14 protein-coding genes and 1 pseudogene are annotated in these 16,249 nt (G+C 70.3%); 8 read left to right on the forward strand and 7 right to left on the reverse strand.

Going from position 1 to position 16,249, the window contains the following annotated elements:
* Positions 1–307: 307 nt before the first annotated feature.
* Positions 308–2,059, reverse strand: coding sequence for an acetyl/propionyl/methylcrotonyl-CoA carboxylase subunit alpha (locus tag E0H26_RS04485; RefSeq protein ID WP_131301090.1), 1,752 nt, complete (start codon positions 2,057–2,059; stop codon positions 308–310).
* Positions 2,060–2,240: 181 nt separating this feature from the next.
* On the opposite strand from E0H26_RS04485, the gene E0H26_RS04490 reads away from it, so the two are divergent.
* The 3 genes from E0H26_RS04490 (at position 2,241) to E0H26_RS04500 (ending at position 5,311) form a co-directional block, all read left to right on the forward strand.
* Positions 2,241–3,200 (forward strand): ATP-binding cassette domain-containing protein, encoded by a 960-nt coding sequence (locus E0H26_RS04490; protein WP_131301092.1) that lies wholly within the window; start codon positions 2,241–2,243, stop codon positions 3,198–3,200.
* Positions 3,201–3,217: 17 nt separating this feature from the next.
* Positions 3,218–3,973, forward strand: a complete 756-nt coding sequence (locus tag E0H26_RS04495; RefSeq protein ID WP_131301094.1) for an ABC transporter permease — start codon at positions 3,218–3,220, stop codon at positions 3,971–3,973.
* Positions 3,974–4,102: 129 nt separating this feature from the next.
* Positions 4,103–5,311 (forward strand): MFS transporter, encoded by a 1,209-nt coding sequence (locus E0H26_RS04500; protein ID WP_131301096.1) that lies wholly within the window; start codon positions 4,103–4,105, stop codon positions 5,309–5,311.
* 55 nt (positions 5,312–5,366) lie between these two features.
* On the opposite strand, the gene E0H26_RS04505 is transcribed toward E0H26_RS04500, so the two are convergent.
* The 5 genes from E0H26_RS04505 to E0H26_RS04530 all read right to left on the reverse strand — a co-directional run bounded on the left by E0H26_RS04505 (position 5,367) and on the right by E0H26_RS04530 (position 10,108).
* Positions 5,367–6,020, reverse strand: a complete 654-nt coding sequence (locus tag E0H26_RS04505) for an O-methyltransferase (RefSeq protein ID WP_131301098.1) — start codon at positions 6,018–6,020, stop codon at positions 5,367–5,369.
* A gap of 9 nt (positions 6,021–6,029) precedes the next feature.
* Positions 6,030–6,674: a Maf family protein gene (locus E0H26_RS04510; RefSeq protein WP_420812781.1), complete on the reverse strand. Its 645-nt coding sequence runs from the start codon at positions 6,672–6,674 to the stop codon at positions 6,030–6,032.
* 107 nt (positions 6,675–6,781) lie between these two features.
* Entirely contained in the window at positions 6,782–7,960 is a 1,179-nt protein-coding gene (mycP, locus tag E0H26_RS04515; RefSeq protein ID WP_240742004.1) for a type VII secretion-associated serine protease mycosin, read from the reverse strand.
* Between the two features lie 1,363 nt (positions 7,961–9,323).
* Positions 9,324–9,785 carry a hypothetical protein gene (locus E0H26_RS04525; RefSeq protein WP_131301104.1) on the reverse strand — a complete coding sequence of 154 codons (462 nt, stop codon included), beginning with the start codon at positions 9,783–9,785 and terminating at the stop codon, positions 9,324–9,326.
* 110 nt (positions 9,786–9,895) lie between these two features.
* On the reverse strand, positions 9,896–10,108 hold the full coding sequence (locus E0H26_RS04530; protein ID WP_131301106.1) for an acyl-CoA carboxylase subunit epsilon: 213 nt from the start codon (positions 10,106–10,108) through the stop codon (positions 9,896–9,898).
* A gap of 92 nt (positions 10,109–10,200) precedes the next feature.
* Here E0H26_RS04530 and E0H26_RS04535 point away from each other — a divergent pair.
* Positions 10,201–11,580, forward strand: a pseudogene (locus tag E0H26_RS04535) (serine/threonine-protein kinase); the annotation flags it as partial.
* A 1,129-nt stretch (positions 11,581–12,709) separates the two neighbouring features.
* On the forward strand, positions 12,710–12,946 hold the full coding sequence (locus E0H26_RS04540) for a hypothetical protein (protein ID WP_131301109.1): 237 nt from the start codon (positions 12,710–12,712) through the stop codon (positions 12,944–12,946).
* A gap of 135 nt (positions 12,947–13,081) precedes the next feature.
* Here E0H26_RS04540 and E0H26_RS04545 read toward each other — a convergent pair whose 3' ends face one another.
* Positions 13,082–13,831 (reverse strand): GH25 family lysozyme, encoded by a 750-nt coding sequence (locus tag E0H26_RS04545; RefSeq protein WP_131301111.1) that lies wholly within the window; start codon positions 13,829–13,831, stop codon positions 13,082–13,084.
* 140 nt (positions 13,832–13,971) lie between these two features.
* Here E0H26_RS04545 and E0H26_RS04550 point away from each other — a divergent pair, with 140 nt between their 5' ends.
* From E0H26_RS04550 to E0H26_RS04560, 3 genes are all read left to right on the forward strand, one after another.
* A complete protein-coding gene (locus E0H26_RS04550; protein WP_131301113.1) occupies positions 13,972–14,715 on the forward strand; it encodes a M50 family metallopeptidase in 744 nt (247 codons plus the stop codon).
* Positions 14,716–14,792: 77 nt separating this feature from the next.
* Positions 14,793–15,293, forward strand: coding sequence for a SigE family RNA polymerase sigma factor (locus tag E0H26_RS04555; protein ID WP_131301115.1), 501 nt, complete (start codon positions 14,793–14,795; stop codon positions 15,291–15,293).
* Positions 15,286–16,134 carry a hypothetical protein gene (locus E0H26_RS04560; protein ID WP_131301117.1) on the forward strand — a complete coding sequence of 283 codons (849 nt, stop codon included), beginning with the start codon at positions 15,286–15,288 and terminating at the stop codon, positions 16,132–16,134. The genes E0H26_RS04555 and E0H26_RS04560 overlap by 8 nt, the downstream gene beginning before the upstream one ends.
* The last annotated feature ends 115 nt before the right edge of the window (positions 16,135–16,249 follow it).

Genomic DNA, 16,249 nt, shown 5'->3' on the forward strand with positions numbered 1-16,249 from the left:
TGCGCGGTTAGGAAGGGGCCCTTTTAGAGCGACCGGCAATAGGCCGACACGTCCTGATAGCCAGCCCGCCACCCTGGGCGGGGAAGATCTTGGTACGAATCTGCCCCTTGAGGGGCGCACTCGTGCCAAGATCTCGGATGCCTTGGCGGGGCAGCGAGCCTGCCAGATGGTTGCCTGGGGTCAGTGACGGGCCCCTGGGCATGTGCCGCGTCCGCTTCCGGCCGCTCGACCTCCCGCTGCGTCACCACCACCAATTGCCGGCCGCTCTTAATACACCAGGCGTTAATAAGGTGCCCTTCCTTGCACCTCAGGCGATGGTGCAGATCGCGGCACCGGCGGTGATCACCGCGCCCACCTCGGCGGACAGGCCGCTGATCGTGCCCGCCTTGTGGGCGTGCAGCGGCTGCTCCATCTTCATCGCCTCCAGCACCACCACCAGGTCACCCTCGGCGACGGTGTCCCCGTCGGCGACCGCGATCTTGACGATGGTGCCCTGCATCGGCGAGGTGAGCGCGTCACCGCCGGCCGCCGTGCCGACCGTGGCGCCACCACCGCGACGGGCGGGCTTGCGGGCGGCCGGTGCCGCGCCGGCCGAAGCGGCGCCGAGACCGGCGGGCAGGCTCACCTCCAGCCGCTTGCCACCCACCTCGACCACGACCGTCTCGCGCTCGGCCGGCCCGGCGGTGGCGTCGGCGGCGCCGGTGAACGGCGGCACGGTGTTGTCGAACTCGGTCTCGATCCAGCGGGTGTGCACGGCGAACGGCTCGGCGGTGAAGGCCGGGTCGCGGACCACCAGGCGGTGGAACGGCAGCGCGGTGGCCATCCCCTCGACCACCATCTCGGCGAGCGCCCGGCGGGCCCGTTCCAGTGCCTCGGTACGGGTCTCCCCGGTGACGATGAGCTTGGCCAGCAGCGAGTCGAAGTTCCCGCCGATCACGTCACCGGCCGAGATGCCGGTGTCCACCCGTACGCCGGGGCCGGTGGGCAGCCGCAGCGCGGTGACCGTGCCGGGGGCGGGCAGGAAGTTGCGACCCGGGTCCTCGCCGTTGATCCGGAACTCGATGGAGTGCCCGCGCGGCGTCGGGTCCTCGGTGAGCCGCAGCTTCTCGCCGTCGGCGATGCGGAACTGCTCGCGTACCAGGTCGATGCCGGCGGTCTCCTCGGTGACCGGGTGTTCCACCTGGAGGCGGGTGTTGACCTCCAGGAAGGAGATGGTGCCGTCGTTGCCGACCAGGTATTCGACCGTGCCCGCGCCGTGGTAACCGGCCTCCCGGCAGATCGCCTTGGCGCTGTCGTGGATCTGGGCCCGCTGCTCGGCGGTGAGGAACGGTGCCGGCGCCTCCTCGACCAGCTTCTGGTGCCGGCGCTGCAACGAGCAGTCCCGGGTGCCGACCACGATCACGTTGCCGTGCTGGTCGGCCAGGACCTGCGCCTCGACGTGGCGGGGCCGGTCGAGGTACCGCTCGACGAAGCACTCGCCCCGACCGAACGCGGCGACCGCCTCCCGGGTGGCCGACTCGAACAGCTGCGGGATCTCCTCCATGGTCCGGGCCACCTTCAGGCCGCGCCCGCCACCACCGAAGGCGGCCTTGATCGCCACCGGCAGGCCGTGGTCGACGGCGAAGGCCATCACCTCGTCCGGGCCGCCGACCGGGTCCGCCGTGCCGGGCACCAGGGGAGCGCCGGCCCGCTGGGCGATATGCCGGGCGGTGACCTTGTCACCGAGGTCGCGGATCGCCTGCGGGGTGGGACCGATCCAGGTCAGCCCGGCGTCGATGACCGCCTGGGCGAAGTCGGCGTTCTCGGCGAGGAAGCCGTAGCCGGGGTGCACCGCGTCGGCGCCGGAGCGGGCCGCCACGTCGATCAGCTTGTCGATGCGCAGATAAGTATCCGCAGCGGTGTCGCCGCCCAGCGCGTACGCTTCGTCGGCGAGCGTGGCGTGCAGGGCATCCCGGTCGGAGTCCGCGTACACCGCGACACTGCCCAGGCCAGCGTCCTGGCAGGCGCGGATCACCCGGACGGCGATCTCGCCCCGGTTGGCGATGAGTACCTTGCGCACCTTGGTGGCTCCTCCCGGAGGTTACTGAACGGGAGTTTATCGGCCACCAGGGAAACCCTAACGATCGCTCAGTGTGGGATGCCGCACTGGCGGTCTCGCTTCGGTCGGCGTGGTGTCGTACCGATGTGATCGGGTGCCGGTGACGATGATGGCCGACAGCGGCCACGAGCGGGGAGAAATGATGATCGAGACCAGAGGGCTGCGCAAGTCGTTCCGCAGCCGGGCCGGTCGGGAGACGAAGACCGTCGACGCGGTGCGCGGCGTCGACCTGGATGTGGCGGCGGGTGAGATTTTCGGGTTCCTCGGCCCGAACGGCGCCGGCAAGACCACCACCCTGCGGATGCTGGCGACGTTGATCGAGCCGGACGGCGGCCAGGCCACCATCGCCGGTGCCGACCTGCTCAAGGACCCGGGCGAGGTCCGCCGCCGGATTGGCTACGTCGCCCAGGGCGGCAGCACCTGGGACGAGTCCACCGCCCGGGAGGAACTGGTGCTCCAGGCCCGGCTGTACGGCATCAGCAAGGTGGAGGCCCAACGCCGGGCGGTACGCGCGCTGGAGGCGTTCCAGCTCACCGAGTTCGCCGACCGCAAGTGCAAGACGTACTCCGGCGGCCAGCGCCGCCGGGTGGAGATCGCGCTCGGCATCATCCACGAGCCGAAGATCGTCTTCCTGGACGAGCCGACCACCGGCCTCGACCCGCAGAGCCGGGCGCACATGTGGGACGAGATCCGGCGGCTGCGTACCGAGGGGATGACCGTCTTCATCACCACCCACTACCTCGACGAGGCCGACGCGCTCTGCGACCGCATCGCGATCATGGATCACGGCGAGGTGGTCGCCGAGGGTACGCCCGCCGACCTCAAGCGCGAGATCTCCGGCGACGTGGTGCAGGTCGGCCTCGACCTGGTCGCCACCGGTGAGGCGGAGAAGCTGCTCGCCGCCGAGGAATACATCAGCCGGCTGGAACGGCTGGACGAAGGTGGCCTGCGGCTCTTCGTGGACGAGGGCGCCACCGCCATTCCGCGCATCCTGCGCCGCGTCGACGGCGCCGGGCTCGACCTCAAGTCGATCGAGTTGCACCGCCCCAGCCTCGACGACGTCTTCCTCACCAAGACCGGCCGCTCGCTGCGCGAGTCCTGATCCGACCAGGAGATTTGATGAAACTCGCCCGCGACACGTGGCTGATCTTCCAGCGCCAGCTGCACCTGCTGCTGCGCAACCCGGTGTGGGTGTTCGTCGGCGTCTTCCAGCCGGTGATGTACCTGTTGCTGTTCGCCCCACTGCTCAAGCCGGCACTGAACGCGCCCACCCAGGCCGAGGCGTACAAGATCTTCGTACCCGGTCTGCTGGTGCTGCTGGCCATCTTCGGCGGCCTGTTCCAAGGCTTCGGCCTGATCGCCGAGCTACGGGCCGGCGTGATCGAGCGGTCCCGGGTCACCCCGGTCAGCCGCCTCGCTCTGCTGCTCGGTCGCTCGCTGCGCGACGTGGTGTCGCTGCTGGTCCAGGCCGTCATCATCACCCTGCTGGCGCTGCTGTTCGACCTGCGCGTGTTCATCGGCGACCTGCTGCTGGCGTACCTCCTGCTCGCCCTGATCGCGCTGATGACCTCGGCGGTCTCCTACGGCGTCGCGCTCAAGGTGAAGAGCGAGGACGCGCTGGCGCCGCTGATGAACACGGTGGCCCAGCCGGTGCTGCTGCTCTCCGGCATCCTGCTGCCGCTGGCCTTCGCGCCCGGCTGGTTGCAGGGCATCGCCAAGTGGAACCCGTTCTCCTGGGCGGTCGACGGCACCCGGGCGCTGTTCTCCGGCGACATCAGCAACGACCGGGTCTGGCAGGGGCTGACCATCATCACGGTGCTCGCCGCCGCCGGTGTCTTCTGGGCTGCCCGCCAGTTCGCCCGCAGCGTCCGATGAAAGGAAGGGCACCTTATTAACGCCTCCGGTAGAGCAGGGGCCCCTTCTTAACATCCGAAGGTGCAGGTGAGGGAGAGTTCGCTCTCACCGTGGGCCGGGCCACGCCACCCCGCTTGTAGCGTCAGGCGCATGCCCCGCCTCGTCCACGACCGGATCACCTGGTTGGCGTACGCCCAACTCGGCCTCTGGGGCTTCTTCCTCTACGGCTTCGGCCCGGTGGTGCCGCTGCTGCGCGACGAGCAGGGCACCACGGCCGCCGTCGCCGGCCTGCACAGCACCGCCCTCGCGGCCGGCGCCCTGGCCGGCGGCGCGCTGTTCGCCCCGGTCGCCCGCCAGCTTGGCCGAAGGCCGACGATCTGGCTGGGGCTGGCCGGCGTCGCCGCCGGGGTGACCGGGCTGGCGCTGCTGCGCCCGTTACCCGCCACACTCACCGTCGTCATGGTGATCGCCACCGCCGGGACGCTTGTGGTCAGCGGAGTGAACGTGGTGCTCACCACCCGGCACGGGCGGGCCGCTCCAGCGGCGTTGGCCGAGGCCAACGCCGCCTGCGCCGGCATGGGCATCCTTGCCCCGCTGGTGATCGGGTTGAGCGTGAACGCCGGCTGGGGGTGGCGGCCGGGTATGGCCGTCGTGGTCGCCCTGATCGCGCTCGTCGCCGTCGCAACCCTGACCCCGGGCGTACGCCGACCGCGCGCCACCGCCACCCCAGCACCCCGTACGCGGGTGACGGTTGCCCGGGGCGCGCGTCGGCTGCCGAAGGCGTACTGGATCGCCTGGGTGCTGATGGGCGTCACCGGCTCCATCGAGGTGTGCCTGTCCCTGTGGACCGCCGACGTGCTGCGCTCGCACGCCGGGATGGCCCCCGGGGCCGCTTCGGCGGCGGTCGCCGCGATCGTCTGCGGCATGTTCGTCGGCCGGCTCTTCGGCGGTCGGGTGGCCCTCCGCCTCCGCCCGGTACCGCTCCTGCTCGCCGCGCTGGGGGTGTCGCTGGCCGGGTTCACCGTGTTCTGGGTGGCCTCGGCGGGCTGGTTGGCGATCGTCGGCCTGGTGGTGTTGGGTCTCGGCAACGCGTTGCACTATCCGCTGGCCATCTCGCTCGCCCTCGCCGTGGCCGGTGACGCCACGGATCAGGCGGCGGGCTGGTCGGCGTACTCGATGGGGGTGGGTTTCGGGATCGCGCCGGTCGCGCTCGGCTGGGTGGCCGACGGCGTCGGAGCCCACCTGGCCTTCCTGCTGTTGCCCGGCTTCATCGCGGTGGCCGCGCTGCTCGCGGTACGACTCGGCCGCGCCCTGCCGGCCCCGGCCCCCGCCGAACAGCCGACCCCCACCCCCGTCTGACCCGCCGCGCGTCCGACGGCGGGCACCTGGTTCCGCGGACCGCCTGGCGGCTTGGTCAGTGCACCCGGGCGAGAGTCAGACCGTCCGCGATCGGCAGCATCACCGCATCCACCCGCACGTCGGCCAGGACGTCGTCGTTGAACGCGGCGATGGCCCGATCGTCGGCGCTCTGCGGTGCGATCACCCGGCCGTGCCGCAGCACGTTGTCGACGGCGATCACCCCGCCCGGCCGCATCCGGGGCACCAACTCGGCCCAGTACACCGGGTAGCCGGTCTTGTCGGCGTCGATGAACGCGAAGTCCAGGTACCGCTCGTTCGGCAACTCCCGCAGCCGGTCACCGGCCGGGCCGATCCGCAGATCGATCCGGTCGGCCACACCGGCGCGAGCCCAGTACCGGCGCGCCACGCTCGTGTACTCCTCCGAAATGTCGAAGCAGGTCAACCGCCCGCCGTCGACCAGCCCTCGGGCGACCGCCAGCGCCGAGAGCCCGGTGAACGTGCCCACCTCCACCGCGTGCCGGGCACCGAGCAGCCGGGTCAGAAAGGTCAGGAAGGCGGCCTGCTCGGGTGCGACCTGCATCGCCGCATGTTCCGGCAGCAGGGCCAGCGTCTCCTCGGCCAGGTCGCGGACCACCTCGTCGGGAGGGGCGCCGTGCGCGACCAGATAGCCGTGCAGTTCGTCGGTCAGCGGGATCGATTTGAGCGTCATGTCCGGACGTTAACCGAGTGGCTCGACCGACTGGTTACCGGGCGCGACCTTCGTCCACAGATCGGTGATCCGCAGGTCCAGTTCGGCGAGCAGCCGCCGCAGCAGTGGTAGGGACAGTCCGACCACCGTGCCCGGGTCGCCCTCGATCCGCTCCACGAACGGCCCGCCCAGACCGTCGATGGTGAAAGCGCCGGCTACGGCGAGCGGCTCACCGGTCTCGACGTACGTGGCGATCTCGTGGTCGCTGATGTCGGCGAAATGCACCACCGTGGAGGCCACCGCCTCCGCGCGGCGCCCGGCCGTGATGTCGACCAGACAGTGCCCGCTGTGCAGCACCCCGCTGCGCCCACGCATCTCCTTCCACCGCCGAGTCGCCTCGGCCGCGTCCGCCGGCTTCCCGAGGATCTGCCCGTCGAAGGCGAGCACCGAGTCGCAGCCCAGCACGAGCGTGCGCTGGTCATCGGTCGGCCGCAACCGGGTCAGCACCGCCTGCGCTTTCATCCTGGCCAACTCCAGGCAGAGGTCCTCGGCCCGCTCGGTCACCACCAGCGACTCGTCGACCCCGCTGACCAGCACGTCCGGCTCGATGCCGGCGGCCCGTAGCGACTTACGGCGGGCAGGGCTCGCTGAGGCAAGCACCAGACGAAGCGGCATGAGTTCAGGCACCCCGCCGACGTTACCGGTTGCCGTGACCGGCAACGCGCCACGCCACCCGCCATCCCGCGCCGACGACCAGCCGGACATCTCCTCGATCACCTTCGTCAGCGACTGATCCGAGGCGGTGGATCATCGGACCGCCGTCGGCGACGAGCGAACACAACCCAGGCACCGCCCGCCGCCACCAACACCCCCAGCGTGACCAGCCCACGCACCGTCGCTGCCCGCTCGCCATCGGCCCGAGGCCGCTCGGCCGCCGCCGTGGTCGGGCCAGCCCCGCCCGGCGCGCTCGCCGACGCCGACCCAAACCCCCTTGGCGGTACGTCTGCCGTCAGCGCCGCCACCAGATCGATCACCCCATAGCCGTACTGGTCATCACGCCCAGGCGGCCCCTTGTCGATCGCAGTAGCCGTCAACCGATGCGCCACCTCATCCGCCGGCAGATACGGATACTTGGCCCGCACCAACGCCGCCGCCCCCGCCACAATCGCCGTAGCACCAGACGTGCCAGTACCGACCCGGTATCTCCCCCCGATGCTCGTGCTGTAAATCTCCACAGCCGGTGCCACGACGTCGATTTCCGCACCGCTAACCGAGATTTTGGCCGGCCTTCCCTGATGATCGATCCCGCCGACGGCAACTACATTCGGATATGCCGCAGGAAAACCCACCTGCCTATCGTCTGGCTGATTTCCAGCTGCGGCTACGAGAACAATGTCTGCTTGAGCTGCTTCTTGAATTGCCTGCTGCATTCCAACATCGGGAGCGCCGGTGGACGAAATGCTTATTACTCGTGCTCCGTTTCGGGTGGCGTATTTAATGGCCTCCCTAAGTCCATCTGCGGTTCCCTGTGGGCCATCTCGCTTGAATCGAACAGGCAGAACGTTTGCTTGTGGTGCAATTCCCAGTGCTCCATGCCTTAGTGATTGTCCGTGAGCGGCGATTATGCCAGCCATGCCGGTTCCGTGCCCATCCCGATCTTGTCGGCCATCCCCGCGCCCCTCGTCGGTCAGGTCTGTACCGGAGAGTAGGTTTTCTTGAAGATCGGGATGTGGGTAAACGCCGGTATCCAATACTGCGACGGTGATGCCAGAGCCGGTGCTGATCTTGTGGGCGTCCTCGATCTTGAGATATCTCAGGTGCCACTGCTCACTGCGGACGTTTTGCGGGTCTACCGTCGGTGGCTGCGCCGCCGCTTCGGCATTTAGAGGGGGTGTCGGTAGAAGTGTAAGAAGGGGTGTGGTTAGCAGGGCAAAGCGGGCGACCAGCCTACTTGTCTTCACCGGTCGATGCCGATTGCCGGGCCTGGGTCTATAGGCCCTCCATCGTCGGGTGGCCGGACTACTGGGCTGACACCTTTATCTGTCTCCCAGGGGTGGTCCGGATCCCATCGACGTGGCTTCTCGGGATCGTCTTTGTGTTGGTCCGTTCGACTGACGGTGCTGCCTTTTGAGGCAGGAATGGATGTGCCCGAATTCGACGGACTGAAAATGGGTGGAGGCATCATGTGGGAGCCGCTGATTCCTCGGCCGATTCCTGGCCGAGAGCCAGCCGCGCCTTTTGGGGTGGTTCCTGCTCCGCCTCCTCCGATTATTCCGCCGATTGGGTTTATTCGCCGGGGCTCGCCGCCACTCGCCGCCGCTCGGCTAGGAGCGGAGGCTGGGACTCCTCCGATCAGTCCCCCGTGTTGCATCGGACGTGGCGTCGTGTTCGGACTGACGCCGTTTGAGCGACCAATCTGCCCGGATGGCGTCTGCCCTGGTCCTAAAATTGGAGGCTGTACTCCTAAAGGCGATGACTGTGCTGTTGGGCCAGGGCTGGAGGGTAGTTTTTGTCTATCTGCTGCTGCGGGCGGGTTAGCCGGAAGTAGCGCCGGCTGTGTCCTGCCGAGCACTGGGCCGACCCTGGGTTGGTCTGTTTGGAAAACTGGCCGGGTTGGCAATGACGGCGATCTAGCTGGTGTCGTGCCGGCCGATGAAGTTAGCGGCATAGGCACGATGGGAGGGATGATCGGCGCGGCATTTCCGCCGGAGGCGTGTCCCTCAGGTGAGGGCTGGTCCCTAGCAGATTGAATGCGAGTCGGTGGAGGGGGTTGGCGGAGCATTGTTTGGGCTTGTTGGAGTTCGCTGCTGAGGCCGTACATGATGCCGCGTGCCTGGATGTTGAGGCGTTCGAGGTCGGCGTCGGTGACCGGCGGTTGGCTGGTGCGGCTGCCGGCGGCGGCTTTGGGGTCGGCTGCCGTTTGGTCCCAGGCGCGCTTCTGCTGGAGTTTGCCCGCGTACTCCTCGTAGATTTTCTTGAGTTCGGCGCGGGTGCTGGTGATGGCCTGGGTGGCGGCCGACAGCGCGGTCTGGTTGGCGGCGGCGGCGTCGTGCGTACGCTGCACCTGCTTGATCAGGTCGTCCAGTTCGGTGACGTACGCGCGGGCGGCGGCGTTGGTTTCCGGTGGCCAGGCGCGGGCCAGGCCGTCGCGGTACGCCCTGAGTCGGGTGAGGTGCTGACCTGCCAGGTCGCAGACCTTGCGCCAGCCGGCGACGTGTCGCCAGTGCTGTTCGGTGTGGTGGTCCTGCACGCACGCCCACATGTCGGCGACGTTCATCAGGTACCAGTCGGTGAGGCCCCCGCTGCGGCCGACGCCCACGTCTCTCATGGCAGCACCACCGGTCCGGCCTGGTCGGGGCCGGTGGGGTCGGCGAGCGACGGTGACGGCATGGGCGGGACGGGCGTCGTGCCGGGCCGGCCGAGGGCGTGCTGGATGTCGGCGACTCGGGCGGCGGAGAACGCGTCGACGTCGCCGTAACGCACCGCGACCTGGTGGGCGGCTTCCGCCAGGTGGCCGGTGCTGTGGCCGAGGCCCCAGACGGCGTTCGCCGTGGCCTGCTGGGTTTCCCAGTGGGCGCGCATGAACTGCACCAGCTCGATGAACGCGTCGGCCGGGTTGGACACCTGGGTCAGCATGTCGCTGGCGATGTACCGCAGATGAGGCGTGTAGTTGCTCTCCACCTCGGCGCGCAGCCGGTCGGCGAACTCTCGCATCTGTCGGATGTCCGCCTCGACGCTCCGGCTTCCGCCCAACCAGGACGCTGGTCGGTCCTCCTCAGGGATCATCGGCCCCTCCCAACCGTCACGGCCCGGTTCCCCAGAGTGAGGTTAGTGGGTGTACGCCGCCCCCGGCAGCCCCGTACCCGGCTCGTCGCGTCCGGGTCGGAGACGGAGGGTCAGCGCGGTAGACCGGCGGCCCGCCAGGCGCCGGGACCGGGCCTGTGCTGGGCGTTGTTCGGCCGGCCGCTGCGGGCCCAGGCCGACGTCGGCGCGGGGGCGGGTCCGGCGGCGGGACGGGGGCGGGCGACGATCGCGCCTACCAGCGCGGCCAGTTCCTCGGCGGTCGGTACGCCGCGCACGATCCGCAACAGCGGCTCTTCCCCAGACATGCTCCTCAGCGTACGCGTCGTGAGCTTGACCTTAGTCGCACAGTGGCGTGCCGGCGGTGTGGCTGTCGGCGCTGCCGGGTACCGTCTCAGCGATGTCAGACGCTGCCCCCTCCCAACTTGTCGCCGACCGGTACCGGCTCATCTCGCCGCTCGGTCAGGGTGGCATGGGTCGGGTATGGAAGGCGCGTGACGAGGTGCTGCACCGCGACGTCGCGATCAAGGAACTCGTACCGCCGCCGGGTCTGACCAACGACGAGCGCCGCGAGATGCGGGAACGCTCGCTGCGCGAGGCGCGGGCCATCGCCCGGCTCAACAACATCAACGTGGTACGCATCTTCGACGTGCTCCGCACCGACGGCGACCCGTGGATCGTGATGGAGTACGTGGCGTCGCGCTCGTTGCAGGACACCATCGCCGAGGACGGCCCGGTGTCGGCGGCGCAAGCAGTGCAGATCGGGTTGGGCGTGCTGAACGCCCTGAACGCGGCGCACAAGGCCGGCATCATGCACCGCGACGTCAAGCCCGGCAACGTGTTGCTGGGCAATGACGGCCGGGTGGTGTTGACCGACTTCGGCCTGGCCACGATTCCCGGCGACCCGAACGTGACCCGCACCGGCATGGTGCTCGGCTCACCGGCGTACATCGCGCCGGAGCGGGCCCGCGACGGCACCGCCGGGCCAGAGGCCGACCTGTGGTCGTTGGGCGCCACGCTCTACGCCGCCGTGGAGGGCAAGTCGCCGTACGCGCGCCCGTCGGCGATCAGCACGCTGGCCGCCCTCGCCACCGAACCGGTGCCGCCGGCCCGCAACGCCGGGCCGCTCAAGCAGGTACTCGCCGGGCTGCTGCGGAAGAATCCCGAGGAGCGGATCACCGCCGAGTCGGCCGAGAAGATGCTGCGTCGCGCCAGCGGCCGGCGGGCGCGGGGCATCTCGTTGCTCGACGGCGTACGCCGGCCGGGGCCGAACGGGCCGCGTGAGCCGCGTCCGCCGCTGGTGCCCGCGCCCCGCCCGTCCGGTGAGCGGCCGACCCCGCCGGTCACGCCGCCCGCGCCCCGTACGCCTCCGGCTGTCGGCCCCCTGGCGGCGGGCGCTGCCGTCGGGGCGACCAGCGGTGCCGACCGGAACCCGTCGACGGGAACGCCACCGGCGTCGGACGCCGCTGCGACGGCGAAGGTCGCCACGGGTCCGGACGCCGACCCGACGACGAAGGTGGACACCGGTTCCAGTGCGGATCCGGGGAGGACGGCCTCGGGTACCGGCTCGGACGCGGCGCCGACCGCGAAGGTGGACGCTACCGGCCCGGATTCGGGGTCTTCGGCGACGTCGAGCACAGGTTCGGACGCGGCGCCGACCGCGAAGGTCGACGCCGCTGGTACGGCCTCGGCAGCCGAGGCGGGCGCGACCGCCCCGGGGGCCGGAGTGGCGGGCACGCCCGCCGGTGCGGCCCCGGCGGCGGCAGCCGAGGACGGTACGGCGGACGGGCAAGTCGTCACGGACAGCACGCCGGCCGTGTCGGACGGGGCTGACCCGAACGAGCGGGCCACCACGCCGGGCGAGGGTGCCGGGCACGGCGAGCAGACCGGTGCGGCGACTGCTGCGGCAGGTGGGTCGGCGGGTGCTGCGGACGTGACGGCCCCGTTCGGCGGGCCGACGTCCGACGCGACGGCCAAGGTGGGCCAGTCCATGCCGAGCGGGTCGACCCGCTTCGATCCGCCGACATCGGCGAAGGACGCCACGCGGGTCGCGCCCCAGCCGACCTCGCTGATGCCGTCGGCGCTGGTGAGCCCGGCACCTGCCCGGGGGGCCGTCTTCACCTCGGGTTTCCTGCGCTCGGAACGCAACCGGCGCGGTCTGCTCGTCGGCGCCCTCGTCGCGGTGCTGCTGCTCGGCCTGGTGCTGGCGGTGCCACTCCTTACCGCCGACGACGGGGACGACGGCGGTAAGCCGCAGGATACGGCCGGCAGTTCCGACGCCTCGCCACCGGCGACGGGTGACCCGACCACGTCGCCCAGTGCGACCCCGCCCAGCCCTTCCGTTTCTCCCAGTCCGTCCGTCTCGCCGTCGGCCTCGGCCAGCCCGTCCGCGTCGGCCGGTGGCCTGCCCGCCGGCTGGACGCTGCGGAACGATCCGGTCGGTTTCAAGGTGGCGGTGCCGGACGGCTGGCGGCGCAGTGCCAGCGGCACGTCGGTCACCTATCGGGAGCCGAACGGGGTACGCGAACTGCTCATCGACCGGACCGACACGCCGAAGCGGGATGCCGCCGCCGAGTGGCGGAGGATCGAGTCCGGCCGGAAGAACGTCGTGCGGAACTACGAGTACATCGACATCTGGTCGTTCGACTGCAAGTGGCGGACCTGCGCTGACTGGGACTGGCGGGAGACCCGGGACAACACGCGGATCCGGACCCGGAACCGAGCCTTCGTGACTGCCAGCAACCGTGGATTCGCTCTTCGGTGGGAGGTGGCGGACCGGGAGTGGGAAGCCAATCTCGACAACTTCGAGATGATCTTCCGGGAGTTCGTGCCGGACCGTCAGGACTGATCCAGGCATGGCCACCCGCCGTTCGGGGTAACTGATCTCGAACGACGAAGGGAGGCCCGAGATGGGTTACCGACGAAGGGATGCCCGGCCCCGACTGGCACTGTGGACCCTCGTGGTGCTCGGCAACGTCGTACTGCTGCTCGCCGCCTTCGGAGTCGCGGTGCTGGCCACTCTGCTCAGTGTCGTGGTGCTCGCCGGGGCCGCGTACGCGGGCTGGAACCTGACCCGCCGGGGGAGCGTCACCCGCCGGGGTGGCATGGGTGTGCCGGTCGCGTTGACCGCCCGACGCCGCGCCTGATCGCCGCGTTTGCGGTGGTCGGCCGCGCGGGCCGCGGGGCCTGGGTGCGGGTCAGGTCGCATGTTCGGTGACGGCACGGGCGGCGGGCCGGCGTCCGGCAGGAACGGGGACGTGGGCCCGCCGTCGTGGCGTACGTCAGGTGTTGTTGGCCAGGGCGATCAGCCGGCTGCGGTCGCCGTTCCAGTAGTTGCGGTCCACGGCGCCGCTGATGCCGGAGACGCTGCCGGAGTCGGTGTACTGCCAGAAGCTCCAGAACGGTGCGCCGGCCGGCAGGGCGCCCACGGTGGACGACCAGCGGGCGATCCAGAGCGGGTGGTTGTTCCACGGACCGCTCCAACTGCCGGTGCACTGGTTCCAGAAGCTGGTGGTGGTGTAGATGACCGCGTAGCGGCCGGTGCGTGAGCGGTAGGTGTTGAGGAAGTCCTGCACCCAGTTACGCATCGCGGTGGTGCTCAGGCCGTAGCAGTAGCCGCCGCTGTACGGGTTCGCCTCCAGGTCCAGCGCGGCGGGCAGGGTGCGGCTGTCGGCCGACCAGGCGCCGCCGTTGGATGCCAGGTAGTTGGCCTGGACCGCGCCGGAGGAGATGTTGGGCCGGGCGAAGTGGTACGCGCCCCGGATCACCCCGGCGTTGTACGCGTTGACGTAGTTGGTGTTGAAGTTCGGGTCCTTGTAACTCGTACCCTCGGTGGCCTTGATGAAGGCGAACTCGATGCCGGCGTTGCGGACGCTGGTCCAGTTGATGCTGCCCTGGTAGCGCGAGACGTCGATGCCGGCCACGGTGGCCGCTGCGGCGGGGGTCGCGGTGGCGACGAGCCCGGCGGCGGTCGCGAGCACGGTGAGCGCGGCGGCGGTCAGCCGGCGCAGCGGTGATCTGGTCCGACCCATGGCGTCCTCCTGAGACGACAGTCGATTGACAGTCATCTTTGAAGGTGGTCGCCCGTCAGGGCAATAGGGGTTAAGGAAACTTTCAGGGTACGGGTTGGCCCGGAAGTGACACCGCAACGCGGGCGGTAGGCTCCCGCCCCATGGTGTCGATCGAGGGCATGACGGAGTTCTGGGACCGCCTGTTCGGCGCGCAGCCCGACCCGCCTCCACTGCTGGTGCTGCTCACCGGCCTGGTCGCGCTGTTGGTGGTCGTCACCCGACTGCCGTGGCGGATCGCCCGCAACGCGATCACCATCGCCCACGAGGGCGGTCACGCCCTGGCCGCGTTGCTCACCGGGCGCAAACTACGCGGCATCCGATTGCACTCGGACACCTCGGGGCTGACGCTCTCCGCCGGCCGCCCCACCGGCCCGGGCATGGTGCTCACCCTGCTCGCCGGCTACCTCGCGCCGCCCCTGGTGGGGCTGGGCGGGGCGTGGCTGCTGGCCGGCAACCGGATCACGCTGCTGCTCTGGGTCGCGGTGATCCTGCTGCTGGGCATGCTGGTCATGATCCGCAATCTGTTCGGGGTGCTGTCGTTGCTGGTCACCGGCGGGGTGGTGCTCGCCGTCTCGTGGTACGCCAGCCCGCAGGTGCAGGCCGCCTTCGCCTGGACCAGCGTGTGGTTCCTGCTGCTCGGCGGCGTACGACCGGTGATCGAGTTGCAGCGACTGCGTACCCAACGTGGGATGCCGGCCTCCGACGCCGACCAGTTGGCCGGCATCACCGGGCTACCGGCGTTCTTCTGGGTCGTCCTGTTCGGCCTGGCCAACCTTGCTGTGCTGGTCGTCGGCGGCCTGATGCTGGCCGGTCCGCTGCTTTCGGAGGCCGGCATCACCTGGTGACCCGACGGGTTGGCGCGCTGCGGCAACCGCGTACACCCCCTGGTGCGTGTCCTCTACGACCCGCAGGGAGGTAGCAGGTGCCGGACGTCGACGGGTTCGACGAGTTCTACCGGGGGAGCCGACAACGGCTGCTCGGCTTCGTCTACGTGCTGACCGGTGACCTCGCCGAAGCCCAGGACGCCGTCCAGGAGGCGTACATCCGGGCGTGGCAGCGTTGGTCCACCGTGGCCGGCTACGACGACCCCGAGGCGTGGATACGGGTGGTGGCCAGCCGGCTCGCGGTGAGTCGCTGGCGCAGCCTGCGTAGCCGGACTCGGGCGTACCTGCGGCACGGCGCCGTGGAGAGCGTCCCCGCCCCGGGTACGGATACCGTCGAGGTGGTCGCCGCCCTGCGCCGGCTGCCCGAGGAACAGCGGGTCGCGATCGCGCTGTACTACCTGGTCGGGCTGCCCGTCGCCGAGGTGGCGCGGCAGACCGCGGCCCCGGTCGGCACCGTCAAGGCCCGTCTTTCCCGGGGGCGCACCGCGCTCGCCGGGCTGCTCGCCGTCTCTGATCTCGAGGAGGCACCCGATGCGTGACGAGTTGGCGTTCGTCGAGCGGCTGCGCAACGACCTGCGGGACGTCCGGTGGCCGGAACCTGCGGTGCTGCGTGCGCGGGCCCGCCGTCGGCGCCGCCGGGCGGTGCTGGGCGCGGCGACCGCGGTGCTGGTCCTGGCCGGTGTGCCCACGATCGTGGGGATGCGTCTCGTGGCGCCGCCGGTCTTCGCGCCGCAGCCGTCACCGTCGGCGTACGCCGAGATTCCACACGAGGCGCTGGTGCAACCGGAGGACCTGACGGCGAAGACCGACCCGCCGCTCGGCCAAGCGGGCCTCGGTGAACCGGTGCAGGTCGACTTCCTGGTGCAGGTCTGCCTTGAGGAGCTGGGCCGGACGGCGAGCTGGGACACGTCGCGGTACTCACGTTCGCAGACCCTGCTGCGAGCGAACGAGGACGGCAGCCCTCGGCTCGCCGAACTCGCCTTCAACCAGGATGTCTACCGAATCGCACCGGAGCGAGTCGCGGACTTCTTCGTGCGGCTCGACGCGCTGCTCGCACCCTGCGCGAACTGGCGATCGACGGGTGAGGTCCCGTGGGGGGATCGGCTGGTGCGGGCCGAGGCGGACCACCGGTGGGAGGTCGTCGACCGCGACTTCGCCGGTGACGAGGCGAGGCTGATCCGGCACAACGTCACGGTGACCCGCGATCTGGACACCGGTCGGAGCCGGGAAGCGGCACCCCCCGAGACGACTGCGGTGCTTCGGGTCGGCGACCTGGTCACGGTGCTGACGCTCGGCGCCGATGGCACCGAGTCGGAGTTGCGCCAGGTCGCCACCGTCGCGGCCGGCCGACTCTGCGTGGCCGCCAACCCGCCCTGTTGACGCCGGCTGCGTGCGGCGCTGGCTACGCGGCGCTGGCTACGCGGCGCTGGACGCGCGGCGTTAGCTGCGCGGCGTTAGCTGCGCGGCGCTGGCGGCGCGGCGTTGAGCGGCGTTG

It is taken from the genome of Micromonospora zingiberis (assembly GCF_004331455.1).
Taxonomy (GTDB): Bacteria; Actinomycetota; Actinomycetes; order Mycobacteriales; family Micromonosporaceae; genus Micromonospora; species Micromonospora zingiberis.